This window comes from Kribbella sp. NBC_01505 (genome assembly GCF_045040285.1).
Taxonomy (GTDB): Bacteria; Actinomycetota; Actinomycetes; order Propionibacteriales; family Kribbellaceae; genus Kribbella.
Map to the genome: position 1 here is coordinate 5,938,528 of NZ_CP109425.1, position 24,102 is coordinate 5,962,629.

Below are 24,102 nucleotides of genomic sequence, written 5' to 3' on the forward strand. Positions count from 1 at the left end.
GGGAAAGCTGATGAGTGTACGAATCCACCGGACTGTGGTCGGTGCGGCGCTGGTCGCCGCACTGCTCGCCACCACCCCGGCGGTCTCGTCCGCAGTAGGCACCACCACCACCACCCATCAAGAGCACGAAGCAGTCACGGCAGCGGGGGAGAACGACAGCCGGACTGCAGCGGAACGGTTGTACGGCGTCGGAACCGGCTACGGCCAGTCCGGCTCCGCCACCGTGCACGGCACCCTCTCGCCGGCCCCGGTCGCACTGACCACCGGTGACGAGGACAACGGGTCGATCGCATCCGCGATGGCCACCGGGATCGGTACCGGCAGCGTCCGGGCCGTGACCACCAGCGGGACACTCGGCGACGGGCCGCACGGCGTGCTCGGCGACAAGACCAACGACTTCGACTTCTACAAGGTGGCCGGCCAGGCCGGCCAGACGCTGACCGTCAGCACCGACGGTTCGGCCGCCTCCACCAACACGGTGGTCGGTCTGTACGACGCGGCGGGTCAACTGCTCGCGTCTGATGACGACAATGGGGTCGGTGCCCTAAGCAAACTTCAGTACCCGATCACCGCGACCGCCGACTACTACGTGGCCGTTGCCGGTAAGAGCGCCCTCGGCGACTTCCCGGCCGATCCGCAGAACTCGGGCAGCGGCCTGGGCGGTGCCGACACCGGCGCCTACCAGCTGCTGATCGCGTCCGCGCCGGTCGACCGCGACTTCTACGCGGTCAAGCTGGCCGCGGGCGACGTTCTCGGTGCAGCCCTCGGTACGTCGGGTGACCGGCTGACCGTGCTGCGTCCGAACGGATCGGTTGCCGTGGGCACCGACGTACACAGCCTCGGCAAGCTGCCGACCGCGTCCACCCTGCCGCGCGGTGCGGTCGACCTGGCGGTGGTAGCCGACCAGGCCGGTTGGTACGCGGTCTCGGTCACCGATGGCTTCGGCGGCTACGACCTCAACCTCGGGGTGAATCGGCCGAGTGTCGACGACGCTCCGCAGACCGTGTTCCTGGACTTCGATGGTGGCTCGATCGACCTCGCGCCGCTCGGTGGTACGGGAGTCCGGCAGCTGTCCGGACTGGCGTCGTACCTGCCCAACTGGGGTCTGACGGCTGCCGATGAGGCCGCCGTGATCGCCAAGGCGACCGCTACCGTGCGGGAGAACCTGCGCACTGACGCCGTCCGCGCCGGGTACGACGTCAATGTCCGGATCCGCACCAGCGCCGACGACACCGACACCTTCGGCAGCCCGAACGTTTCGCGGGTGGTGATCGGCGGCAAGACCTCCGAGTCCGGCATCGGCCGGATCGGTACCGCACAATCGATCGACGTGGGCAATGTCGCCCATGAGGAGACCGCACTGGTCCAGCTGGATCGGATCAGCGCGGCCGCCGGACCGCTCAGCCTGAACACCTACCTCGGTGCCACGTCCAACCGGATCGCCTTCGTCGGCACGGCTCTGGGCAACCTGGCCAGCCGCGAGCTCGGAGCCCTGTACGGCGCCGCGCCGACCGACCCGGCCAGCACCACGAGCACGTTGATGGATGCTGACGGCAACTTCCCCGGTCTGTACGGCGTTGGCGCGGACGGTCTGGGTGGTACCGCGGACGATGTCGACGTGGACTTCAAGTCCGACACCTACAACCCGGCCACCGGTCTGACCGGCAGCCAGAACAGCTTGAACGCGATCGCGTGGGGGATCACCGCTCCCTGTTGAACGCCGTCCCTGCTGAGTGGTTAACGTTTCCGGCTAGCCAGCGGGTCATGTGTGGTTAACCCAACCGAGACCTGCTGGCGACCCCGGCACGATGAATTAGGGATGTGACCGCAAACCGGCACCGCGACCACCTCAGGTCGTGAAAACGCTTGTGAGGAAGGGAATTCCCCAAAATGCGTTTCACCCGCACCGCCCGTGCCACCGCGATCGCCGCTGCCGCGGTCGCCGTGGTCGCCACCACCACGCTGACGGCCTCGGCCGACCCGAGCTTCGTGCCGGACGCGAACGACGTCGTCCTGGTCGGTTCGGACACGAGCGAGAACGTGCTCAACGACCTCGCCGCCGTCTACAACGGCCGCACCCCGGTCCCGTCGGCCAAGCTCGCGTCGTTCGACGCGACCGGCTCCGCGACCGTCGTACTGCGCTCCGGCACCGCCGCCGTCACCCGGCCGAACGGCTCGGGCGCCGGCATCACCGCGCTGTGCTCGAACGCGAACGTCACCGCGGCGCGCTCCTCGCGTGGCCCGTCGAGCAGCGACTGCGCCAACCTCGCCTTCCTGCCGTTCGCCAAGGACAGCGTCCGCTGGGCGGCGCACAGCGGCGTCACCGGCGTCTCCTCGCTGACCGACGCGCAGCTGACCGGCATCTACAACTGCACCATCACCAACTGGAACCAGGTCGGCGGCCCGAACCTGGCCATCCTCCCGCTGATCCCGCAGATCAACTCGGGTACCCGGACCTTCTGGGCCACCCAGGTCGGCATCAACGCCACCACCCCGCCGTCCTGCGTCAAGGACAACGTCGGTGGCGTCGCCGTCCAGGAGCACAGCTCGGCCCCGATCAAGGCCAACGCCGGCTCCATCGCGCCGTTCTCCGTCGGCCGCTACAACCTCCTCACCGCCACCGAGAAGAGCGGCACCTTCCTCGGTGCCGTCGCGGCCGCCGACTCGGGCGCCTACGACCGCAACCTCTACAACGTCGTGAAGCTCGTCGCGGGCTCGGTCCCGGCCGGCCTCGCCGACGTCTTCGGTGACGGCACCGGCTTCTCGTCCCTGGGCGGCACGCCCTACATCTGCGAGGACGCCGACTCCGACCCCGCCACCACCACCGCCGGTGACGTCGTCACCGCCAATGGCTTCCTGCCGCTCGGCGACGCTGCCAACGGCGGCACCTGCGGCGTGCTCTGAATCTCGACAACGCACCAGAACCCCGGTGGGCACGGATCATCCGTGCCCACCGGGCTCGTTTCATGTCCAGTTCACCTCACGGACTCTGCGCCGTACCGCCCCGTGGACAGGCTGAGGACCATCGACACACCCTTGCGGCGTGTCCGGAATGGGGAGGAATTTCTGTGAGGCCGAGGAAGCTCACGTTGATCGCCGGCGCCTTCGTGCTGGCGCTGCTACCAGTGGCACCCGGTACGGCGGTGGCCGCGGATCCGCCACCGGACCCGACGGACCAGGCGATGTTCGCCGAGCCGTCAGCGAACCCGGTGACGTTGCAGCGCGGTGGGGTGAGCGTCACTGCCTCCAGGACCGGAAACCTCACCCGGCAGGCGATCTCGGTCTCCTGGACCGGCCTCGACTACTCGTCCAGCTTCACCCAGAACACGGTCGCCGTGATGCAGTGCCGCGGTCTCAACCCGACCCGCGAGGACTGCTGGTTCGGAAGCTTCTCCGACGAGGGCGATCCGCTCGGCAGCCAGGCCATGTCGGCCAAGGCGAACTACTACGCCCCGGTCGAGACCTCCGACTGGTACACCCAGCTCAAGACGCTGCCGGCCGGCCCGTTGTTCTCGGTGCCGTTCCGCAAGGTGGACGACAAGGACGACAAGAAGGACGAGTATCACGGCGTCAGGAACGCGAACGGCACCTGGCGCACGTTTGCGATGGCTATCCCCACCGACGCGTCCGTCGGCGTCAAGGCGCTCGAAGACTTCACTCCGGCGTCCCGGAACTATCGGCGCGGGCGCCCGCAGCAGGACGGGAGCGGGTCCGTCCAGACCTGGATCAACACGGCCGTCGAGAACACGTCGCTGGGCTGCTCGGACAAGGTGCCGTGCTCCCTGGTCGTCGTCCCGGTGCGGACCCGGCCGTGTCGTACGGCGGAGCAGGGTGCCACGCCCCTGCTGATCAGTAACTGTGCCAAGGCGACGGGGACGACTGCCATCGCGAACTGGCAGTTGCTGGCGAACTGGTACGAGCGCTATGTCTTCAAGCTCTCGTTCAGCCCGAGCCTGCCGAAATGCGTCGGCCGCGCCGACCAGGCGAAGTTCATCGGTTCCGAACTCACCGGTGAGGCAATGCGCCGCTGGGTCCCGGCCCGGTGCCAGTCGTCGAGTCCGTCCGCGCTCGACTACACCCGCGCCTGGGAACCGGACGCGATGCGGCAGCTGGGTCTTCGCGATCCCGCGACCGCATCGAAGTACTCGGCAGATGCCGCGGTGGTGAGTGAGCCGGCCGGACCGGACGATCCGCTGTCGACCGACCGCAAGCCGGGCTATGCCCCGATCGCGGTCACCGGTTTCTCCATCGGCTACACGATCGACAAGACCGTGAACGGCATCACGAGCCCGGTCACCGATCTGAAGCTCAACCAGCGGCTCGTGGCGAAGATGCTCACGCAGTCCTACCCAGGACTGTTCCGGCCGAACAAGGACGGCTGGGCGGTGAATCCCAATACCGGTAGCAATCCGGCGAACATCTTCCAGGATCCGGAGTTCGCTCAACTCAACCCCGGCGCGTCCGGCTTCGCCGGTCTGAACGCCGCTGAGGGCACTCAGCTGTCGATGCCGACCGCACGCAGCGACGTGTTCCTCGCCCTGACCCGTTGGGTCTGGGCCGACCCGACGGCCCGCGCGTTCCTGCAGGGCAAGGCGGATCCATGGGGCATGACGGTGAACAAGACCTACCGCGGGTGGCAGGTGCCCACTGACGACTACAACCTCAACGACGGCTGGCTGGCCCCCAAGCCCGGGCCGGGGATGGACGGTGCGACGTGGGCGGGGCTGGGCCCCCCGGCGTACTGGGCCCCGGCGATCAACTCCTGGGCGAACGGCGCCGACATCGCGATGATCGGCTGGCCGATGACCCAGAGCCCGGGGCTGAAGGATCCGAACGATCCGAAGAGCGGCTACACGGGTAAGCGCGATCAAGTGCAGCTCTTCGGGACCCGGCACGTCTTCACACTGTCGGTCCAGTCCGAGCTGGCCAAGTCCGGCGTACTGGCGGCTGATCTGCGGAACAGTGCCGGTGAGTTCGTCGCGCCGACGGTCGAGGCGATGGGGTACGCGTTGGACGGGGCGATCCCGGACAAGAGCTCCGGCGTCTGGAACATCGACTACGCCGGCATGGACAAGCGGGGCTACCCCGGCACGATGATCACCTACGCGGCCGTGCCGACGGCGAACCTGCCGAGCACGCTGGCCACCCGGTACGCCGACAACATCCGCTGGATGTCGACCGAGGGGCAGCAGTGGGGGCAGGAGGCCGGGCAGTTGCCGGACGGCTACCTCGCGCTGACGCAGGCGATGCGGGACCAGGCCGCCAAGGTGGCCGACGCGGTCGCGGCGCAGACCGGGACGATTCCGATTCCGCCGAAGGACCCGGTCGACGACCCCAAGGATCCGACGCCGAACGATCCGCCGACGAAGGCGCCGAACACCGACGGCCCGAACAACGGTGGTGGCGGGAAGACGCCGACGCCCACGCCGGCTCCGACGGCACCGTCCGGCGGGCCGAGCCAGCCGCCGGTGAACAACGCTGGGACCAAGCCGGTCGCGGCCACCACCGGTGAGTCACTCGGCTGGTTGGCCTGGGGCCTTCCCGCCTTGCTGGCGGTCGGTTTGGCCGCTGGGGTCGCGTCGCCGGGGATCCGCGTGATCGCCCAGCCGGGCCATCCGGTACGGCGTGGTCTCGCGTCCGGTGGCTCGTATCTGGCCGGCCTGTTCCGCCGGGGGCGTCGTCGTGGCTGACCTGCTTGCTGCATTGGAAGGATTCGCATGACCTCCGTATTGCCTGTCGTCCCGACCATCGCTGACGACGAGACCACAGTGCTACCGCCGATCAGTGGTGGCAGTGTGCTCGAGAGCGACCGGGTCGCGGCGTGGTTCGGTACCCACAAGGTGCTCGCCGACATCTCGCTGCGGATGGAGGCCGGCCAGGTAACCGCGCTGATCGGACCGTCCGGCTGCGGCAAGTCGACGTTCCTGCGGATCCTGAACCGGATGCACGAGTTGGTGCCGAGCGCGTCGCTCGCCGGCCGGGTGCTGCTCGACGACGAGGACATCTACGAGCCGGAACGGCGGATCACCGACACGCGGAAGCGGGTCGGCATGGTGTTCCAGAAGCCGAACCCGTTCCCGGCGATGAGTATCGCGGAGAACGTGACCGCCGGGCTGAAGCTGACCGGGACCCGGGTTCGCGGGAGCGAGCGGCAGGACCTGATCGAGGAGTGCCTGACCAAGGGCGGGCTGTGGAAAGAGGTGAAGGACCGGCTCAACTCGCCTGGCGGTGCGTTGTCCGGTGGCCAGCAACAGCGGTTGTGTATCGCGCGATCGCTGGCCGTGCGGCCCGACGTACTGCTGATGGACGAGCCGTGTTCGGCGCTCGACCCGACCTCGACGCGGCGGATCGAGGAGACCATCCATGAGCTCCGTCGTGAGGTGACGATCGTGATCGTCACGCACAACATGCAGCAGGCCGCGCGGGTGTCGCAGACCTGCGCGTTCTTCCTTGCTGAGCAGGGGACTCCGGGTGTGATCGTCGAGGCCGGACCGACCACGAAGATCTTCTCCGCGCCGGAGGATTCCCGGACGGCCGACTATGTGGAAGGACGGTTCGGGTGATCACCCGGGGCGATACCTGGCGGATCAAGCTGATCGCGGGCTGGGCCTGCGCCGCGCCGCTCGGGGTGATCGCGCTGGTGGTCGCTTCTGGTGGCAGCGGTACGCCGAATCAGTTGGTGGTCGACTCGACGGCGCTGGCCGGGTTCATCGACCACCCGGCTGAGTTGCCGCCGGGGCCCGGGGCGGATGGGCAGCTTCCCGTGCACGAGCAGGCCGACGTACCGGAGACTGGGACGACGGACGGGAAGGTGCAGCCGATTCCTGGGGTCCCGGGGGACGCGTCGGGCATCCCGGGGACGGTGCTCGCGGCGTACCAGCGGGTGGCGCAGGATCTGAGCGTGTCGATGCCTGCGTGTCATTTGACGTGGCCGTTGCTGGCGGGGATCGGGAAGGTGGAGTCCGACCATGCTGCCGCCGGCAAGGTCGATGCCCAGGGCAACACTCGGGGCCGGATCCTCGGGCCGGTGCTGGACGGCGGGCCGGGGATGGCGGCGATCGCGGACACCGACGGCGGGCAGTACGACGGGAACGCGCAGTGGGACCGGGCGGTCGGGCCGATGCAGTTCATCCCCGGTACCTGGAAGAGTTTCGGTGCTGATGGCAACGGTGACGGGGTGAAAGATCCGCACAACGTGTACGACGCGGCGCGTGCCGCCGGCAACTACCTCTGCTTCGGTGGCGCGAACCTGGGGGATCCGAAGGGGCTGGTGCAGTCGGTGCTGCGGTACAACCACTCGATGGAGTACGTGTCGACCGTGCTGCGGTGGATGCAGTCCTACAGCCAGCAGACCGTGCAGGTGCCGGATGGTGCGGGCGTGATCACGCCGCCGGCCGACAACCGAGGCAACGTCGACCCGAAGCCGGGCCGCCCTGGCAGCGTGCTGCCGACACCGCCGGTGCCGATTCTGCCGGTGACCCCGCCGGCCGTCGTACCGCCGCCGTTGCAGACGCCGACACCGCCTGCAACGCCGGGGACGCCGAAGCCGCCGTACCAGCCACCCACCAAGCCGGGCACGCCGTCGGCCACCCCGACGCCGACGCCCACCCCGACACCGGAGCCGACGCCTGAGCCAACGCCAACTCCCACGCCTACGCCTACGCCGGAGCCCACTCCGACGCCGGATCTGGAGACCCCTGCCGCCACACCCGCCGGCTGAGTTTGCGGACGGCCAGGCCATCACAATCGTCTCCCAGCGGGCGTGAGCGACCCTCGAACGCACAGTTGTGATGGCCTGGAGAACCGTGGCTCCCCCTTCCCCGTACTGAGGGGCAGAGGGAGGGTGCCAAAAATGGACGTTGCATCGGGGAACGCGGGTCAACTGCAGGCGTGGGACACCGGTGAAGGGGTGTTCTGGGCGGAGGAGGCGGTCCTGTTCGAGGAGTGCCTGCAGCGGTACGACGACGCGCTGTTGCGGGCGGCCGGGATCCGCAACGGTGAGCAGGTGCTCGATCTGGGCTGCGGTACAGGCAGTTCCACGCGAGCCGCCGGGTGGCTCGCGGGCTCGGGAAGCGCACTCGGGGTCGACCTGTCCGCGCCGATGCTCAAGGTCGCGACGCAGCGCGCCCGCGCCACCGGGGTCCGGAACGCAACCTTCCTGCAGGCCGATGCCGAGGTCCATGCCTTCGAGCCGGCCGCATACGACGTCCTGATCAGCCGCACCGGCTGCACGTTCTTCGCCAACCCCGTTGCTGCGTTCACGAACCTCTTCCGCGCACTGCGCCCCGGCGGCCGAGTAGCCCTCCTGGTCTGGCAAGCACCCGCCACCAACCCCTGGTTCACCGAACTCACCACGGCCTTGGCCGTCGGCCGCCCCCTCGCAACCCCACCCCCGGACGCCCCCAGCCCGTTCGCCTTCGCCGACCCCGCGCGCGTCACCACCATCCTCACCACCGCAGGCTTCGCCGAACCGCAGTACCAACCCCTCCAAGAACCCATGTCCTGGGGCCCCGACCTCCCCACCGCCGAACGCCTAGCCCTAGGCATCCTCGACTGGCTGATCGACCCCACCACCAAACCCCAAGCCCTATCCAACCTCCGCCAAGTCCTCCACTCCCACCGATCCGACTCCGGCGTAACCTTCCCCTCCACCACCTGGCTGATAACCACCCAAAAACCCTGACCCCACCGCCACACCAACGGCCCCACCGCCTTCGGACGTTAGCCACGGCTGTTCCTAGCGTCCGAAGGACCCGCGGGCGTGGTCTCCGTTTCTTCGGACGTTACGTGCGGTTGCTCGGGTTGTGGCCGGTTCACGGATGATCGCGCCGCTCGGAGCCTGTTGCAGAATCGGCGTGGCGTTGGTGCCTGCAATCCGGTGACTGGTCGGGGTTGGAGCGGGTTCACGGACGATTGCTGCCGGTATTTGGCAGTAGAACTCCGTGGATCTGTGGCTGGTCGGGGTTTGTGGGTGTTTGCGGGGATCTACTGCCGGTGAGAGGCAGCAGACCCCCGCAAAGCGGTTCGTGTGCCCCCGATTCGCGCCGCACCGGACAGGCCGGACGCGTAGCCGGTGGCTGGTCGCCGCGGCGGCCGATTTACTGAAGCGCTAGGCGGGCGTCGCCTCTGGTTAAGGGGGACGGCGAGGCCGGTGACCGCGCGCCCGTCGCCTGAGCTTCCGGGCTTCGGTTGCGGTCCCGGAAAAACGAGGGGATCTCCTCGCAAGTTGCTGGTTCTCCCCTCAAATTTTGAGCAGAGAAGGGCCAACTTGAACGGATATCCACCCAAATTTCCGCAGGCCAGGCCAGGGCAGGCGAGGCAGGCAACCCGAACCGCCGTGGCCAACCACTGCGGCGGGTCACCTGACCGGCCTCCTCATCGTCGGGAGCAACCACAGCCCGGAAGCTCAAGCAACCGCAACCGTGGTCACCGACCCGCACCATCCCCCTCAGCCGAAGACCGCACCAGCCACCCGCATCAGTAGAACCGGCCGCAGCGGCGACCAGCCACCGCGTACGAAATCGGCCGGATCCGAGCGGTCGGATGGGACGGGCACATTCGGGGAGGAGGGGTTCCTGGCCGGCCAAAGTCCTCAGCCACCGCGACCGATCACCTGCGGCGAAATCGCAACAGGCACTCGGTGGCAGTAGATCTCCGTGGATCTCGTCTGCCGGGTCGTCGGTGCGCCTCTGCGTGGATCTACTGCCGCTGGGTGGCAGCAAATCCCCGCAAAGCCGAGCATCCGCTCGCTGCAATGCGGCCGCCGAGGTCGCCGGTGGCTGATCGCCGCTGCGGGCCGCTTCTACTGAAAGCGGGGTGGCTGGGCGGGGCTTTGGCTGGGGTGGGTAGTGCGGTCGGTGACCGAGGTGGCGCGTTGCCGACGGCGGTCGGGGACGCGCCACCTCGGCGGGTTCACCACGCTCCGACCACCCCACCCAGCCCAGCCGGCCAACCATCGCTAACGTCCGAAGGACCCGCAGGCTCAGCCTCCGGTTGTTCGGACGTTAGCCACGGCCGTTCCGTAACGTCCGAAGGACCCGCGGGCTCAGCCTCTGGTTGTTCGGACGTTACGTGGGGTGCTCGGGTTGTGGCCGGTTCACGGATGATCGCTGCCGCTCCGTGGCAGTAGATCTCCGTGGATCTCGTGCCCGGAGTCGTTGGTGCGGGTCTGCGGGGAGCTGCTGTCGCTGGGTGGCAGTGGATCCCCTCAAAGCCGGGCTTCTGCTGGCTGGGATGCGGCCGGAGGGGTCGGCGGGCGGCTGGTCGCCGCTGCGGTCGGTTGGCAGAAAGCGGGGTGGCTGGGTGGGGCTTTGGCTGGGGTGGGGGGTGCGGTTGGTGACCGAGGTTGCGCGTTGCCGATGGGTGGCGGGCTATGGCTGGGGCTGGGGCAGGCGGGTCGGTGATCGAGGTTGCTGTTGGTGGTGGTTGCGGTCCGGGGATCGGCGGTGCCGGGGAGCTCTGCTGGTCTGGGTGGTGAGGGTCGCAGGCTCCCCGGGGCAGCGGCCCGAGGACTCCGTACCTGCCTAGCCAGGGAAATCGGGGCGAGGTGAGCGGTCAACCGTCGCGGCGGGTCAGGTGGTAGGACTCGGAATTGGCGGCCGCAACCGTAGCCCGGCGGCCGTAGGCGACGGGGAACCTTGGTCGCCGAGCTCGCCATCAGGGCCAGCCATAGGCGACCTCAGCCACCCGCTTCAGAAACCGGCCGCGGCGGCGATCAGCCAGCGCGGACCGGACCGGCCGGATCGCAAGCGGCGGGAACCACGCGTACCTACTGGGGTCGTGGGACACCTGACAAAGGTGTCCCGCGACCCCACGTCGTGGGCGCGGCCACTAGTCGGTGTCCGGGCGGGGGATTCGGTGCCAGGTTCGGGGACCGGAGCGGATTACTAGGTCGGTGGTGGCGTCGACGGGGTGGGTGGGGGTGTCTATGCGGGTGTTGTTGATGGTTACGGCGCCTTGGTGGATGAGGCGGCGGAGTTCGGAGCGGGTGTTGGTGGGGCGGAGGGCTTGGAGGAGGTCGAGGACGGTGGCTGGTGGGTGGTCGAGGGTTACTTCGGGGATGTTGGTGGGTTGGGTTCGGTGGGTGAAGGTTTGCTGGAAGGCGTTGAGTTCGGTTCGGGCTACGCCGGCGCCGTGGTAGCGGGTTACTACTGCGGCGGCTAGGCGGAGTTTGGCGTCTCGGGCGGGTGGGCCGCCGGTGGTTGCGGCGGCGGCGAGGGCGGCGACGGTGTCGAGGGGGAGTTCGGTGTAGACGTGGGCGTAGGGCTCGACCAGGTTGTCGGGGATGCTCATGAGCTTGCCGAACTTGTCGCGCGGGGAGTCCGTCAGACCGATGTAGTTGTTGAGCGACTTCGACTGTTTGGCGCCGCCGTCGAGGCCGGGGGTGATCGTGGTGGTGATGACGACCTGGGGTGGCATGCCGAGGCGTTGCTGGAAGTGGCGGCCGAGTTGTTCGTTGAAGAGCTGGTCCGAGCCGACGATCGTCAGGTCGCTGCGCAGCGCGAAGCTGTCGTAGCCCTGCAGGACTGGGTACACCAGTTCGTGTACGGCGATCTCGCGCCCGGCCTCGACGCGGGCGCGGAACATGTCCCGGCTCATCAGTTGTGCCTGGGTGACCTGGCCGAGGAGGCCGAGCAGCTCCGCGACGCCCATCGCGTCGTACCACTCGGAGTTCCGGCGAACCTCGAATACCTCGGGGTCCGTGCGCAGTACCAAGGAGACCTGCTCCAAAAAAGCCTCAGCGTTCGCCGAGATCTCCTCAGGCGTGAGTACCGGGCGGGTGTCGGAGCGGCCGGTCGGGTCGCCGACGCGGGTGGTGAGGTCGCCGAGGAGGAAGACGACCTGGTGGCCGAGGTCCTGGAGCTGGCGCATCATCCACAGGTTCACCGCGTGGCCGAGGTGCAGGTCCGGCGCGGTCAGGTCGACGCCGTACTTGATCCGCAGCGGCCGCCCCGCGGCGAGGCGCTCGAGCAGGTCGGCCTCGCCGACGATCGAGTCGGTGGTACGGCGTAGTCGGTCAACTACAGCGGACGGATCCATGGGGGTGCGCTCCAAGATGTGATGGAGACACCCTCGTCAGCGCCTCCGGAAACGGAAGAGGCTCTGAGACGGAGCGGGGTGGGGGTACTACAGAACGCCGACTCCTCCCAGAGCCGGTCGATACGCCACACGCCGCGTGATGATCACGTCATCAAACTAACACGCGCGCATTCGGCCCGCAGGTGGATATCCGCTTACCCTCGGAGGGTGACGCAGGAGCTGGTGGTACTGCTGGACGAAGAGGGCCGCTCGATCGGGACCGAGGCGAAGGCGACGGTTCATCATGCCGCAACCCCGCTTCATCTGGCGTTCTCCAGTTACGTCGTGGACGACGCGGGCCGGGTGCTGCTGACGCAGCGCGCTTTCGGGAAGCCGACCTGGCCGGGCGTCTGGACGAACAGTTGCTGCGGGCACCCGCTCCCCGGGGAGCCGATCGAGGACGCCGTTGTACGGCGGCTGTCCGACGAGCTCGGGATCGCCGATGTCACGGCCGAGCTCGTGCTGCCCGGCTTCCGGTACCGCGCCGAGATGCCGAACGGCGTCGTCGAGAACGAGGCCTGCCCGGTCTACCGGGTCCGCTGGTCGGGAGAGCCGGAGCCGGCGCCCGCCGAGGTGGCGTCGTACCGGTGGATCGAGTGGTCCGAGATCCGTGGCGTGCCCGGGCTCTCGCCGTGGGCCGAGCTGCAGCTGGACGAGCTCGATCACCTCGGCCCGGCACCGGCCGAGTGGGCGACGGCCGACGAAAACCTGCTGCCTCCAGCCGCTCGACCCTGATAGAACCGGTCCAGACGGCGCACGCGTACTGCTGCCCGGATCGAGAGGGGATCAGCATGACGGAGATCCGGCCGGTGCAGACCGACGCGGACTACGAGGCCTGGCGTGAGGTGCGGATCGCGGCGATGCCGTACGAACGCTGCCCGAGTGTGGCCGAGCTGCGCGAGATGGAACGCCCGGAGCGCCTGTTGCTGCTGGCCGAGGTCGGCGGGAAGGTGGTCGGCCACGGGCTGTCCGATCGCTCGACCGAGCCCGGCCGCGCGGTGCTCACGGCCCGGGTCCGTCCGGAGGCGCGTCGGCAGGGCGTTGGCACCACGCTGCTCCAGGCCGCGGCCGAGCATTCCGTTGCCCAGGGCTACGAACGGACCGGCTGCAGCGTCGACGACGAGGGGTCGCTGAAGTTCGCCGCGCGGTTCGGGTTCACCGAGGTCGCGCGACAGGTCGAGCAGATCCGCGCGATCGGAGCCGAACCGCAGCCGCCCGCACCGACGGCGTACCGGATTGTCAGCGTTGCAGAGCGACCTGAGCTGTGGACGCGCGCGTACGACGAGGTGGCGCTACCGACGTTCCCCGATATGGACCTCAAGCCGCCGCTGCAGGTGACGCCCGAGGAGTGGGCGACCGAGTGGATCAACGATCCGGCGGCGATGTTCGTGGCGCTCGACGGGGACGCCGTGATCGGGGTCGCCGGGCTGATGATCGACACCGATCAGCCGCAGCGCGCCGAGGTCGCCTACACCGGGGTACGGCGGGACTGGCGGGGCAAGGGGATCGCGTCGACGCTGAAGCGGACGAGTATGGCGTGGGCCGCGGAGCACGGGATCACCGAGATCTACACGTGGACGCAGGAGGGCAACGCGAACATGCGGAAGCTGAACGAGTACCTCGGCTTCCGCTACGGACTGGTCAGCGTCAGCGTCCGGGCGAAGCTACCCCTGCAGCTCGCGGAGTAGCTCCGGACCGGTCCACGAACGCCGGTCGGTCTCGGCCGCCCGGACCAGTTCGACCAGGCGAGCGTTGACCGGCGCGGTCCGGCCGAGCTCGGAGGCCAGCCGGACGACCTCGCCGTTCAGGAAGTCGATCTCGGTGGGACGTCCGGCCTGCAGGTCCTCCCACATCGAGGTCCGCGCCAGCGGGTCGATGGCGAGCATCGTGGCGGCCAGCCGACGGAAGAGGAAGTTCGGCAGCCGCAGGATCATCGGGAACCGCCGCATCGGGACCCGCAGGATCTGCGCCGGCTCCAGCCCCTTGGCAGCAAGCAACTCCAGCGCCTCGGACTGGGCAGCGGCCAGGCAACGCCGGTAAGCGCGATCCGTCAGCTCGTCACGCAACGGTACGTCGGCCAGCGCGTTCACCGGGTTGTTCAGATTGAGCAGGAGCTTCGCCCACTGCACCGGCAGGATTTCGTCGTGCTGGTGCAGCGGGAGACCCGCCTGCTCGAAGGCATCGACGTACGGCGTCAACGCGTTGTCCCGCTGGATGTCGAGCGCGCCCTCGGTCCCCTGATGGAAATGTCCGCCGCCACTGTTCAATACGTTGAACGGAACCATCCCGGTCAGGACGCGCTGCTCGGTCAGCCGTTCCGCCAGGATCGAGCCGTTCCGGATCCCGTTCTGGAAGCTCACCACCACCGCGCCGGGCTTGAGCACGCCGGCGAGCTCGTCGGCGGCGGTCGCGGTGGCCGCCGACTTCACCGTGACGAGCACCAGATCCGCCTCAGCTGCCGCGGTCGGTGTCGTTTCGTACCGCACACCGTCCGGGGAGACCCGAAGCTCCGCGCCCAGGTAGTCGGTCAGCCGCAGGCCGTGCGTGGCCAGCTCGGCGGCCATCCGCGGCCGTCCGATGAACGTCACCCGGCTCCCGCTCGCCGCCAGCCGGCCGCCGACATAGCAGCCGATTCCACCAGCTCCGTACACGACGATTTCCATCCCAGGAGGCTACGCTGTGGCGATGGCGGCGGGGGATCTGCCGGTTCGGTTGTCGAGCTTCGTCGGGCGGGAGACCGAGCTGACGGAGCTGACCAAGCTCGTCGTGGCGCATCGGCTCGTCACGGTGACCGGGCCCGGCGGCGGTGGCAAGACCAGGCTGGCGATGACGCTGGCCGATCGACTGCGCCCCCGGTACGGCGATCGCGCGCGTTGGCTCGGTCTGGCCGGGGTGCCGCCGGGCAGCGGTGCCGATCGCGTGCTCGCGGCGTTGGCCGACACGTTCGAGTTGCCGGATGCAAGTATCGAGGCCGCGGTCAGGCGGCTGACCGGTGAGCCGTTGCTGCTGGTCGTCGACAACTGCGAGCACCTGCTGGAGACCGTGGCGCCGCTGATCGGTGAGCTGCTCCGAGCCTGCCCCGAGCTGACCGTGCTCGCCACCAGCCAAGAGGCGCTGGGGATCACGGGCGAGGTCGTCTACCGGCTGCCACCGCTCACCGAGGCGGCCACCCGGCTGTTCGCAGACCGGGCGCAAGCGGCGTCGTACAGCTTCGAACCGACCGCGGCGAACGCCGAGCACATCGCCGAGATCTGTGCCCGGCTGGACGGCGTACCGCTGGCAATCGAGCTGGCCGCGGCCTGGATCCCGACGCTCGGTGCGGCACAGATCGCGGCCCGGCTGGACGACACGCTGGCCGTGCTCACGCAGGGCGATCGGGAGGCGATGCCGCGGCACCGCACGCTGCGGGCCGCCCTCGACTGGAGCTGGGACCTACTGGCAGAGCCGGAGCAGCAGCTGCTCGCGCAGCTCTCGGTCTTCCAGGGCGGCTTCTCGGTCGACGCGGTGGAGGCGGTCGCTCAGAGCGCAGATGCGCTGGGAGCCCTGTCGAGACTGGTGAACCGCTCGCTGGTGATGGTCGAGCAGGGCGACGAAGTGCAGTACCGGCTGTTGCGGATCGTCCGCCAGTACGCCGCCTCGCGGCTCGGTGACGACTCCGGCCCGGCCGAGCGGCTGGCGCAGTACGCGATCGAGCTGCTCGATCGGGCCGCCGGTCGCTGGGAGGGCGCAGAGCAGCAGGAGTGGCTCGACCTGTTCGTCGCCGAGCGGGACAACCTGCGGGCCGCGCTCGGATGGCACCTCGATCGGGGCGAGGCCGAGCAGGCGGCTCGACTGGTGGTCGGGTTGTGGTGGCCGTCGTACCTGCTGGGTTGGTATCGCGAAACGAGGGAGTGGCTGGAGCGCGTGCTCGCGATGTCCGGCGCGGTCCCGGCCGAGCTGCGGGTCGAGGCCGAGTTGGCGCTGGGCACGATGGCGCATCTGCAGAGCGAAGCCGACCTGGCCGAGGTGCATCTGCGGGTCGCGTTCGATGCGATGAAGGCGGCCGGTGATCCGACGGCTGAGGCACGCGAGCTGCATTGGCTGGGCGGCGCTGCGATGCGGCGTGGTGAGTATGCCGAGGCCCGACGGCTTGGCGAGCGGTGCATCGAGCTGTGGCGCACGCTCGACCATCCGTCGAACCTCTCCCGCGCGATCGACTACCTCGGCATGCGCGAGTTGCTGGCCGGCGAGCTCGACCGGGCCGAGGCGCTGCTGCGGGAGGCGCGCGCCCGCTATGAGAGTGATGGCGCCGGCGAGGGGCTCGGCTGGGCGACCGTCCTGCTGGCCGGGGTCGAGCACTATCGAGGCGAATCCGCAGTGGCCCGGACCTTGCTCGGCGAGGCCCGGCGGTTGGCCGAGCGGAACAATTCCAGTACGACGAACGCCTGGTCGCTGCATTTCCTCGGCCTGGAGGAGCGTCGCGCCGGGCAGCTGGATGCCGCGGAGGACCTGCTCAACCAGAGCCTGCAGGCCTACAACGACCACGGCAATCGGTGGCGCGTGGCCAGTGTTCTGGAGGCGCTCGCATTGACCGCCCTGGCGAAGCAAGACCTGCGACGCGCGGTCCGCCTGCTCGGATACTCCGCCAGCCTGCGGGCCCGCCTCGGTACGCCGGTGCCCGCGGTCGAGGCCGATGAGGTGTCGGCCGGGCTTGAGGCGGCGCGGGCGGCCCTCCCGCTGGACGAGTTCCGGACGGCGTGGGCCGAGGGTGAGATGTGGACCCTCGAGCAGGTGGCCGAGGTCGACGCGACTGCTCGTCGAGCCGCGCCGCCGCTGACGATCGCCGAGACCCGGATCGACGCGCTGCGGATCAATGCGCTCGGTGTCTCCGAGGTGCGCCGCAACGAAACCCTCCTCGATGCTGCCGACTGGGGATACGCCAAGCCGCGCGAGCTGTTCTACTTCCTGCTCGGATCAGGCCCGGTCAGCAAGGACCGGATCGGCGCCGAGCTCTGGCCGGATGCGACCGCCCAGACACTCCGCAACAGCTTCCACACCTGCCTGCACCAAGTACGCCGTACGCTCGGCCGCTCGGACTGGATCACCTTCCGCGGCGGCCGCTACGAGTTCAACCAGACTCTCGAGCACGTGTACGACGTGGCCGAGCTCGAAGCCGCAGCCGCAGTCGGGGATCTGGCGCGCGTGGTCGAGCTGTACCGAGGTGACTACCTGGTCGAGGTGACGGGCGCACCCTGGATCGAGGAGCGCCGCGAGGCACTACGGCAGACGTTCGAGCGATCCCTCCTGGCCCTGGCCGACGCGAAGGCCACGGACGGCCGGGTCGAGGAGAGCATCGACCTCTACCAGCAGGCAGTCAGCCACGACCCGCTGCTCGAATCCGCCCACCGCGCGCTCATCTCCCTGCACCTGATCCAGGGCGACCGAGCCGCCGCCGTCCGCCAGTACAACGCCCTCACCGACATCCTCGCCACCGAACTCCAAACCACCCCCAGCCCCCAAACCACCGCCCTCCTGCACTGACCCCTAGCGGTTCCCACAGCGGGTGGAACGATCGTTGGGTGGGGAGAGAGCTGGGCGAACCTCGGGGGTTCTGATGTTGCTGGAGCGGGAATGGGCGATCCGTGCTGTGCTGGGGGCAGTGCGGGAGCCGGTGGGGTCTGTTGTGCTGCTCACGGGGGAGGCCGGGGTCGGCAAGACGAGCGTGATCCGGGAGGTCGCTCGGCGGTTCGGGCCGGAGGTGCGGGTGCTGAGTGGTGCTTGCGACGACATGCTCGCGCCTTCGCCGCTGCAGCCGCTGCGCGACGCCGTACGGGGGACGTCCGGGCCGTTCGTGCAGGCGCTTGCCGAGGGCGGTGATCTGTACGAGCCGTTGATCGCGCAGTTCAGCGACGGGTTGCCGACGGTGCTGGTGATCGAGGATGTGCACTGGGCCGACGACGCGACGCTGGACCTGCTCAGATACCTGGCTCGTCGGCTGCTCCGGCTACCGCTCGTTCTCGTGCTCAGTTTCCGCAACGACGAGCTCGACGGTCGGCACCCGTTGCGGGTGCTGCTCGGCTCGCTGACCGAGGCGCCGGTGCATCGGATCGAGCTGGTGCCGCTGTCCGCCGCGGCCGTGCGGGAGCTGGCCGCCGCGGCCGGACGCGATTCTGCCGAGCTCTATCGGCTGACCAACGGCAACCCCTTCTACCTGACCGAGGCGCTCGCCGGCCCGGCCGACGCCGTACCGCTGACGGTGGTCGACGCGACCTTGGCTCGGCTGCAGACGCTCGACCAGGAGAGCATCGCCGTGGTCGAGCAGATGTCGGTCATCCCGCAGCCGGTGGGACTCAAATACATCGATGACATCGTCGGTGATCGGATCGACGCGCTGACCCGGGCCGAACGCCGCGGCCTGCTCGAAACCAGGTCGGACGCGCTCGTGTTCCGCCACGAGCTGGCTCGCCGCGCGATCGAGGAGGCACTCCCGACCACCCGACGGCGGGCACTCAACGCCCGGCTGGTCGACATGATGCTGGCCGCCGACTACCCCGGAATGCTGTACCCGCTGATCCACCACGCGGTCGCCGCCGGAGACCGTGGGACGATCGTCGCCTACGCACCGCGCGCGGCCCGGGAGGCGACCGCGATGGGTTCGCACCGGCAGGCCCTGACGCACTACGAAGCGCTAGCCCCGTACGTCGACCGGCTGCCGCCCGCGGATCGGGCCGAGGTACTGGCCGGGTACGCGTGGGAGCTGCACATCGCGCACCGGTTCCCGGAGGCCATCGCCCGCTGCCAGGAGGCGATTGCTCTGTTCGAGGAACTGGATCAGCAGGTCGCGCTGACCGAGGCATTGCTGCAGCTGACCAGGCATTCCTATCTGGCCGGGGACACCGCGACAGCACTGGCCGCCGTGGAGCGTGCTTCCGAGGTTGCCCAGGGCAACGATGAGGTCTGGCCGCAGGCGCTCGGCTGCCGCGGCATGATGCTGGTGCTGACCGGTTCGCCGACGGCCGCCGTACCGTTGCTGCAGCAGGCGCACGCGCTGGCAGTACTGGCTGACCGGACCGAATTGGTCGCGCTCTGCCTGAACTACCTCGGCCTGGCCTGGTGTGACCTCGGTAGGTCTGACGGCCTGGCGACGCTGCGGGTCAGCATCGACGCGGCCCGCGCTACTGGGGACTTCGAGGCCGTTGCCCGCGGCTACACCAATCTCACCGAGATGCTCTATCGGGCCGGCCAGTGGGACGAGCTGGACCAAACGATCCAGGCCGGGCTGGAGTTCACCGAAGAACGAGGATTCGGGTCGCACGCCTACAACCTGCAGACGCATCGCGGCCTGCTGCTGATGCGCCGCGGAGATCTCGCCGGAGCCGAGCAACACCTGCGCTGGCTGGTGGATACGGTCGCGGAGCCCGGGATGCTGTCGGTGCTGAGCGCAGCCGGTCTCGGCCGGGTCCTGGCCCGCCGCGGCGATCCCGAAGCTGGTCGCCTGCTGGCCGATGCGTGGGCTCAGGCCAGCACACAGCAGTCGACGCTCGGACTCTCGTACGCCGCGACCGCGTACGCCGAATGGGCCTGGCTGAACGGTCTGCCCGAGATCACCGAAGAGATCCGGTCCGGACTGGGCGGACACACCCTCGACGAGCCGGCCTTCCGCGAGCTGGAGCGGCACCTCGCGCTCGGCGGCGGCTGTGTGGAGGACCAGGAACTCGAGCCGTGGGAGGACACGCCGTACGAGCGTGCCATCGGGCTGGCGGTTTCGGGCGGCCGGGAGGCAACGCTCGAAGGGCTGCAGATCCTGCTCGAGCTCGGCGCGGCACCGGCGGCCCGGCTGGTACGGCGGCGGTTGCGCGAGCTCGGCGTGAGCCGGATCCCGCGCGGTGCCCAGGCCAGGTCGCGGAACAACCCGGCCGGGCTGACCGACCGCCAGGTGGATGTGCTGATGCTGCTGATGGACGGGATGACGAACGCCGAGATCGCCGAGAAGCTGGTGGTGTCGGTGCGGACCGTCGACCACCACGTCTCGGCGATCCTGATGCGACTGAACGCCCGTACTCGCCGCGAGGCGGCCGCGATCGCCCGTGAGCTGGACCTCCAGCTCACGGGCTGATCATCAGTGCAGGCGGACTCGCGGATCCAGGAAGGCGTAGGCGACGTCCACCAGGATGTTCGCGACCACCACGGCTGCCGAGGCGAACAGGACGATGCCGATGATCACCGGCAGGTCCTGCTGGTTGATCGCGGTGATCACGGTCTTGCCCAGCCCGGGCAGGCTGAACACGGTCTCGGTCACCACGGCACCACCGACCAGCTGCCCGATGTCGATACCGAACTGGGTGACGACCGGCGTGAGCGCACTGCGCAACCCGTGCCGGACGATGACCCGGCCCTCCCGGATGCCCTTCGACCGGGCGGTCCGGATGTAGTCCTCACCCAGTACGTCGAGCATCGAGCCGCGGGTCAGTCGTGTGTACGTCGCTGCCAGCAGCAACGCGAGCGAGATCCACGGCAGGATCAGATGCTGGAACCAGAGGCCCGGTCCGTCGCTGAACGCCGTGTAGCCGCCGGCCGGGAACCAGTCGAATCCGGCGATGGTCAGCTTGTAGTAGAGGAAGTACAGCAGAAGCAGACCGAGCAGGAACGACGGGAACGAGTAGAAGAACAACGCGAACATCGTCAGGCCACGGTCGGCCGGCGACCGCGGATGCACTGCCGAGATGACGCCGTTCGTGACCCCGAGGAGCAGCCACAGTACGGCGGCGCCCAGCGCGAGCGACAACGTGATCGGCAAGGCCTGCCCGATGATCGTCGTCACCGGGACCTGGTGGTAGTAGTCGAAGCCGAGATCGCCCTGGACGGCGTTCGTGACGAAGTTCAGGTACTGCTTCCAGACCGGCAGGTCGAGACCGAGCCGGTGCTGGATCAGCGCGATCGTCTCCGGCGTCGCCTGCCGGCCGGCCAGCGTCTGCGCAACGTTGCTAGGGGCAACGAAGAACAGCGCGAAGATGGCCATCGAGATCAGCCACAGCACCAGCACCCCGTGCCCGAGGCGGCGGACCAAGAACCTCACCATGGTGGACCCCTAACTCCGGTCGGCGCGCGGATCGAAGGCGTCGCGGACGCCGTCGCCGAACAGGTTGAACGCCAGTGTCGTGATCAGCAGCGCGAGACCGGGGAAGAGGATGAACCACCAGGCCGTCGTGTAGTAGTTCTGCGACGAGTTGATCATTCCGCCCCAGTCGGCGGTTGGCGGCGGCAGGCCGAGTCCGAGGAACGACAACGTCGCCTGGGTCACGATCACCACCGGCACCAGCAGCGTGCTGTAGACGATCACCGGGGCCAGCACGTTCGGCAGGACGTCGACGAACATGATCCGGCCGTCGCTCGCCCCCAGCGAGCGCGCCGCCTCGACGAACTCGCGTTCGCGCAACGACAGCACCTGACCACGCACGATCCGGGCCACCGAGGCCCAGCTGAAGAAGCCGATCACCAGCACGGTCACGCTCAGGCTCGGCCCGGTGATGGACACCAGGGCGATCGCCACCAGCAGGAACGGGACCGACAGCACCACGTCGATCAGTCGCGTCAGAATCGTGTCGGTGATCCCCCCGAGGAACCCCGCGGCAAGTCCTAAGACGACGCCGACCACGACTGTGATCGCCGTTGCGAAAACTCCCACCAGCAGCGACACTCTGGCGCCGTACGCGATCCGGACCAGGATGTCCCGGCCCAGGTCGTCGGTGCCGAACCAGAAGGTGCCGTTCGGCCCGCGCGGCAACCCCTCCGGCGTCAGGCCGATGTCGCGGTACTGCTCGTTCGGCGGATGCCCGGTGATCGCGGCGAACACCGGTGCGAAGACCGCCATCAGCACGATCAGGACGATCACCACCAGCGAGATCATCGCGATCTTGTCCCGTCGTAGCCGGCGCAACGCCAGCACCAGCGGGCTGCGCCCCTCGATCGCCTTCGGCTCGTCGAGGACATCCACCAACTCCAGCGCCGCGGTCATGACGCCTTCAGATCCGGTACGGCGGTGGACAGGTCCTCGCCCAGCGTCAACGGATGCAGGCAGGCCGTCCGATGATCGTCGACATCATCCAGTACGGCGATCAGCTGCGGCTCGGTCGTCGCGCAGTCTGCTCGGGCTTTCGGGCACCGCGTGTGGAACCTGCACCCCTCCGGCGGGTTCGTCGCGGAGGGAATGTCGCCCCCGAGGATGATCTGCTCCCTGCTGTCGGCCGTGTCCGGATCGGCGACCGGCAACGCCGACAACAGGGCCCGGGTGTACGGATGCCGGGTCTCGCCGAACAGTTCCTCGGTCGGCGCCAGCTCGGCGATCCGGCCGAGGTACATGACCGCGATCCGGTTGCTGACGTGCCGCACCACGGACAGGTCGTGCGAGATGAAGACGTAGGTCAGATCCAGCTCCTTCTGGAGATCGGCCAGCAGGTTGATGATCTGCGCCTGGATCGAGACGTCCAGCGCGGAGACCGGCTCGTCGCAGATGATCAGCTTCGGCCGCAGCGCGAGCGCCCGGGCGACCCCGATCCGTTGCCGCTGGCCCCCGGAGAACTCGGCCGGGAACCTGTTGTAGTGCTCGGGATTCAGCCCGACCAGCTCCATCAGCTCCTGGACCTTCTTCTTCCGTTCGTTGCCAGAAGCAATCCCATGGATGGCGAACGGGTCGCCGATGATCGAGCCGACCCTCCGGCGTGGATTGAGGGAGCCGTACGGGTCCTGGAAGATCACCTGGATCTCCCGGCGGATCGGCCGCATCGCCCGGCGGGACAACGAGCTGATCTCGCTCCCCTCGAACGATACCGAGCCGGACGTGACGTCGTACAGATGTGCCATGCAGCGGGCCAGTGTCGACTTGCCGCAGCCGGTCTCGCCGACCAGGCCGAGCGTCTCGCCCTTCAGCACCTCCAGCGAGACGCCATCGACGGCCTTGACCACCTCCTTCGAATGCGTGGGGAACTCCTTGCGGACGTTGTCGACCTTGAGAAGTACCTCGGTCATACTGCGTTGTTCGATGAACTCGCTGCGCTCGTTCATGCGATCGCCTCATTTGACTGAACTGGTAGCCAGCAGGCCGACTGGTGCCGCGGACCGATGTCGATCAGCGGCGGTGCCTCGGTGCGGCACTTGTCGAACACGTGCGGGCAGCGGGACGCGAACGGACAGCCCTTCGGCAGGCTGATCAGACTCGGCGGACTGCCGGGGATCGGGGTCAGCCGTTCGCCGCTGCGCGCCGGCAGCGACGCGAGCAGTCCCTGGGTGTACGGGTGGTGGTTGCGGTAGAAGATGTCCCGGCGCGGCGCCCGCTCCATCACGGTCCCGGCGTACATCACCACGACCTCGTCGGCCATCTCGGCGACCACGCCGAGGTCGTGGGTGATCAGCACGATCGCCGTACCGAACTGTTGCTGGAGACGGCGCATCACGTTCAGGACCTGGGCCTGCACCGTCACGTCGAGGGCGGTGGTCGGCTCGTCGGCGATCAGCAGCGCCGGGTCGAGAGCCATCGCCATCGCGATCATGACCCGCTGCCGCATCCCGCCGGAGAACTGGTGCGGATAGTCGTCGATACGCTCCTCGGCCCGCGGGATGCCGACCAGCGTGAGCAGCTCGGCGGCCCGTTTCCGGGCGTCCTTCTTACTGATCAGGTGGTCGTGCGCGCGGATCATCTCGACGATCTGCCAGCCGATCCGGTAGTGCGGGTGCAGGCTCGACAACGGGTCCTGGAAGATCATCCCGATCCGGGCGCCACGCAGGTGCCGCAGCGTGGCCTGGTCCGCGGTGATCAGGTCCGTCCCGTCGAAGTACGCCGTACCGGACACCGTCGCACCGCGGGTCAGACCGGTGACCGTCTGGGTGGACACGCTCTTGCCGGAGCCGGACTCGCCCACGACCGCGAGGGTCTGTCCGGCCTCGACATCGAACGACAGACCCCGGACGGCGCGGACGCTACCGTCCGGGGTGTCGAAGGAGACCTTGAGGTCCCTTACTTCAAGCAGGGCCCCTGAAGAGTTGGACACA

General features: G+C 68.7%; 16 protein-coding genes. 10 read left to right on the forward strand and 6 right to left on the reverse strand.

The features are described from left to right. Positions 1–10: 10 nt before the first annotated feature. From OG474_RS28090 to OG474_RS28115, 6 genes are all read left to right on the forward strand, one after another. Positions 11–1,717 (forward strand): PPC domain-containing protein, encoded by a 1,707-nt coding sequence (locus OG474_RS28090; RefSeq protein ID WP_405056583.1) that lies wholly within the window; start codon positions 11–13, stop codon positions 1,715–1,717. Between the two features lie 173 nt (positions 1,718–1,890). After that, a complete protein-coding gene (locus OG474_RS28095) occupies positions 1,891–2,904 on the forward strand; it encodes a PstS family phosphate ABC transporter substrate-binding protein (RefSeq protein ID WP_405056584.1) in 1,014 nt (337 codons plus the stop codon). Between the two features lie 164 nt (positions 2,905–3,068). After that, positions 3,069–5,690 carry a hypothetical protein gene (locus tag OG474_RS28100; RefSeq protein ID WP_405056585.1) on the forward strand — a complete coding sequence of 874 codons (2,622 nt, stop codon included), beginning with the start codon at positions 3,069–3,071 and terminating at the stop codon, positions 5,688–5,690. 27 nt (positions 5,691–5,717) lie between these two features. Continuing rightward, positions 5,718–6,563, forward strand: coding sequence for a phosphate ABC transporter ATP-binding protein (locus OG474_RS28105; protein WP_405056586.1), 846 nt, complete (start codon positions 5,718–5,720; stop codon positions 6,561–6,563). Beyond that, positions 6,560–7,720, forward strand: coding sequence for a lytic transglycosylase domain-containing protein (locus OG474_RS28110; RefSeq protein ID WP_405056587.1), 1,161 nt, complete (start codon positions 6,560–6,562; stop codon positions 7,718–7,720). Before OG474_RS28105 ends, OG474_RS28110 begins: the two co-directional genes overlap by 4 nt. A 132-nt stretch (positions 7,721–7,852) precedes the next feature. Next, on the forward strand, positions 7,853–8,683 hold the full coding sequence (locus OG474_RS28115; protein ID WP_405056588.1) for a class I SAM-dependent methyltransferase: 831 nt from the start codon (positions 7,853–7,855) through the stop codon (positions 8,681–8,683). Between the two features lie 2,147 nt (positions 8,684–10,830). Here the strand turns inward: OG474_RS28115 and tyrS are convergent. Next, positions 10,831–12,039 carry a tyrosine--tRNA ligase gene (gene tyrS, locus OG474_RS28120; RefSeq protein WP_405056589.1) on the reverse strand — a complete coding sequence of 403 codons (1,209 nt, stop codon included), beginning with the start codon at positions 12,037–12,039 and terminating at the stop codon, positions 10,831–10,833. A 207-nt stretch (positions 12,040–12,246) separates the two neighbouring features. On the opposite strand from tyrS, the gene idi reads away from it, so the two are divergent. Next, complete coding sequence (gene idi, locus OG474_RS28125) at positions 12,247–12,813, forward strand: isopentenyl-diphosphate Delta-isomerase (RefSeq protein ID WP_405056590.1); 567 nt, start codon at positions 12,247–12,249, stop codon at positions 12,811–12,813. Between the two features lie 56 nt (positions 12,814–12,869). Beyond that, positions 12,870–13,766, forward strand: a complete 897-nt coding sequence (locus tag OG474_RS28130; RefSeq protein ID WP_405056591.1) for a GNAT family N-acetyltransferase — start codon at positions 12,870–12,872, stop codon at positions 13,764–13,766. On the opposite strand, the gene OG474_RS28135 is transcribed toward OG474_RS28130, so the two are convergent. Further along, positions 13,743–14,741, reverse strand: coding sequence for a 2-dehydropantoate 2-reductase (locus OG474_RS28135; RefSeq protein WP_405056592.1), 999 nt, complete (start codon positions 14,739–14,741; stop codon positions 13,743–13,745). The genes OG474_RS28130 and OG474_RS28135 overlap by 24 nt on opposite strands. Before the next feature lie 22 nt (positions 14,742–14,763). On the opposite strand from OG474_RS28135, the gene OG474_RS28140 reads away from it, so the two are divergent. Together OG474_RS28140 and OG474_RS28145 are read left to right on the forward strand one after the other, a co-directional pair. Continuing rightward, positions 14,764–17,598 (forward strand): BTAD domain-containing putative transcriptional regulator, encoded by a 2,835-nt coding sequence (locus tag OG474_RS28140; protein ID WP_405056593.1) that lies wholly within the window; start codon positions 14,764–14,766, stop codon positions 17,596–17,598. A 73-nt stretch (positions 17,599–17,671) separates the two neighbouring features. Further along, positions 17,672–20,173 (forward strand): ATP-binding protein, encoded by a 2,502-nt coding sequence (locus OG474_RS28145; protein WP_405056594.1) that lies wholly within the window; start codon positions 17,672–17,674, stop codon positions 20,171–20,173. A 3-nt stretch (positions 20,174–20,176) separates the two neighbouring features. Here the strand turns inward: OG474_RS28145 and OG474_RS28150 are convergent, their stop codons facing one another. From OG474_RS28150 to OG474_RS28165, 4 genes are read right to left on the reverse strand one after another with little or no spacing between them, the layout of a single operon-like run. Beyond that, complete coding sequence (locus tag OG474_RS28150) at positions 20,177–21,136, reverse strand: ABC transporter permease (protein ID WP_405056595.1); 960 nt, start codon at positions 21,134–21,136, stop codon at positions 20,177–20,179. Positions 21,137–21,145: 9 nt separating this feature from the next. Further along, positions 21,146–22,072, reverse strand: coding sequence for an ABC transporter permease (locus OG474_RS28155; RefSeq protein WP_405056596.1), 927 nt, complete (start codon positions 22,070–22,072; stop codon positions 21,146–21,148). Further along, positions 22,069–23,118 (reverse strand): ABC transporter ATP-binding protein, encoded by a 1,050-nt coding sequence (locus tag OG474_RS28160; RefSeq protein ID WP_405056597.1) that lies wholly within the window; start codon positions 23,116–23,118, stop codon positions 22,069–22,071. The genes OG474_RS28155 and OG474_RS28160 overlap by 4 nt, the downstream gene beginning before the upstream one ends. Further along, positions 23,115–24,101: an ABC transporter ATP-binding protein gene (locus tag OG474_RS28165; RefSeq protein ID WP_405056598.1), complete on the reverse strand. Its 987-nt coding sequence runs from the start codon at positions 24,099–24,101 to the stop codon at positions 23,115–23,117. Before OG474_RS28165 ends, OG474_RS28160 begins: the two co-directional genes overlap by 4 nt. Position 24,102 lies beyond the last annotated feature (1 nt).

Bases quoted from the DNA above. Each gene is read 5' to 3' on its own strand.
- OG474_RS28090 (WP_405056583.1), top strand. From the start codon at position 11: ATGAGTGTACGAATCCACCGGACTGTGGTCGGTGCGGCGCTGGTCGCC.
- OG474_RS28095 (WP_405056584.1), top strand. From the start codon at position 1,891: ATGCGTTTCACCCGCACCGCCCGTGCCACCGCGATCGCCGCTGCCGCG.
- OG474_RS28105 (WP_405056586.1), top strand. From the start codon at position 5,718: ATGACCTCCGTATTGCCTGTCGTCCCGACCATCGCTGACGACGAGACC.
- OG474_RS28115 (WP_405056588.1), top strand. From the start codon at position 7,853: ATGGACGTTGCATCGGGGAACGCGGGTCAACTGCAGGCGTGGGACACC.
- tyrS (WP_405056589.1), bottom strand. From the start codon at position 12,039: ATGGATCCGTCCGCTGTAGTTGACCGACTACGCCGTACCACCGACTCG.
- OG474_RS28130 (WP_405056591.1), top strand. From the start codon at position 12,870: ATGACGGAGATCCGGCCGGTGCAGACCGACGCGGACTACGAGGCCTGG.
- OG474_RS28135 (WP_405056592.1), bottom strand. From the start codon at position 14,741: ATGGAAATCGTCGTGTACGGAGCTGGTGGAATCGGCTGCTATGTCGGC.
- OG474_RS28140 (WP_405056593.1), top strand. From the start codon at position 14,764: ATGGCGGCGGGGGATCTGCCGGTTCGGTTGTCGAGCTTCGTCGGGCGG.
- OG474_RS28145 (WP_405056594.1), top strand. From the start codon at position 17,672: ATGTTGCTGGAGCGGGAATGGGCGATCCGTGCTGTGCTGGGGGCAGTG.
- OG474_RS28150 (WP_405056595.1), bottom strand. From the start codon at position 21,136: ATGGTGAGGTTCTTGGTCCGCCGCCTCGGGCACGGGGTGCTGGTGCTG.
- OG474_RS28155 (WP_405056596.1), bottom strand. From the start codon at position 22,072: ATGACCGCGGCGCTGGAGTTGGTGGATGTCCTCGACGAGCCGAAGGCG.
- OG474_RS28160 (WP_405056597.1), bottom strand. From the start codon at position 23,118: ATGAACGAGCGCAGCGAGTTCATCGAACAACGCAGTATGACCGAGGTA.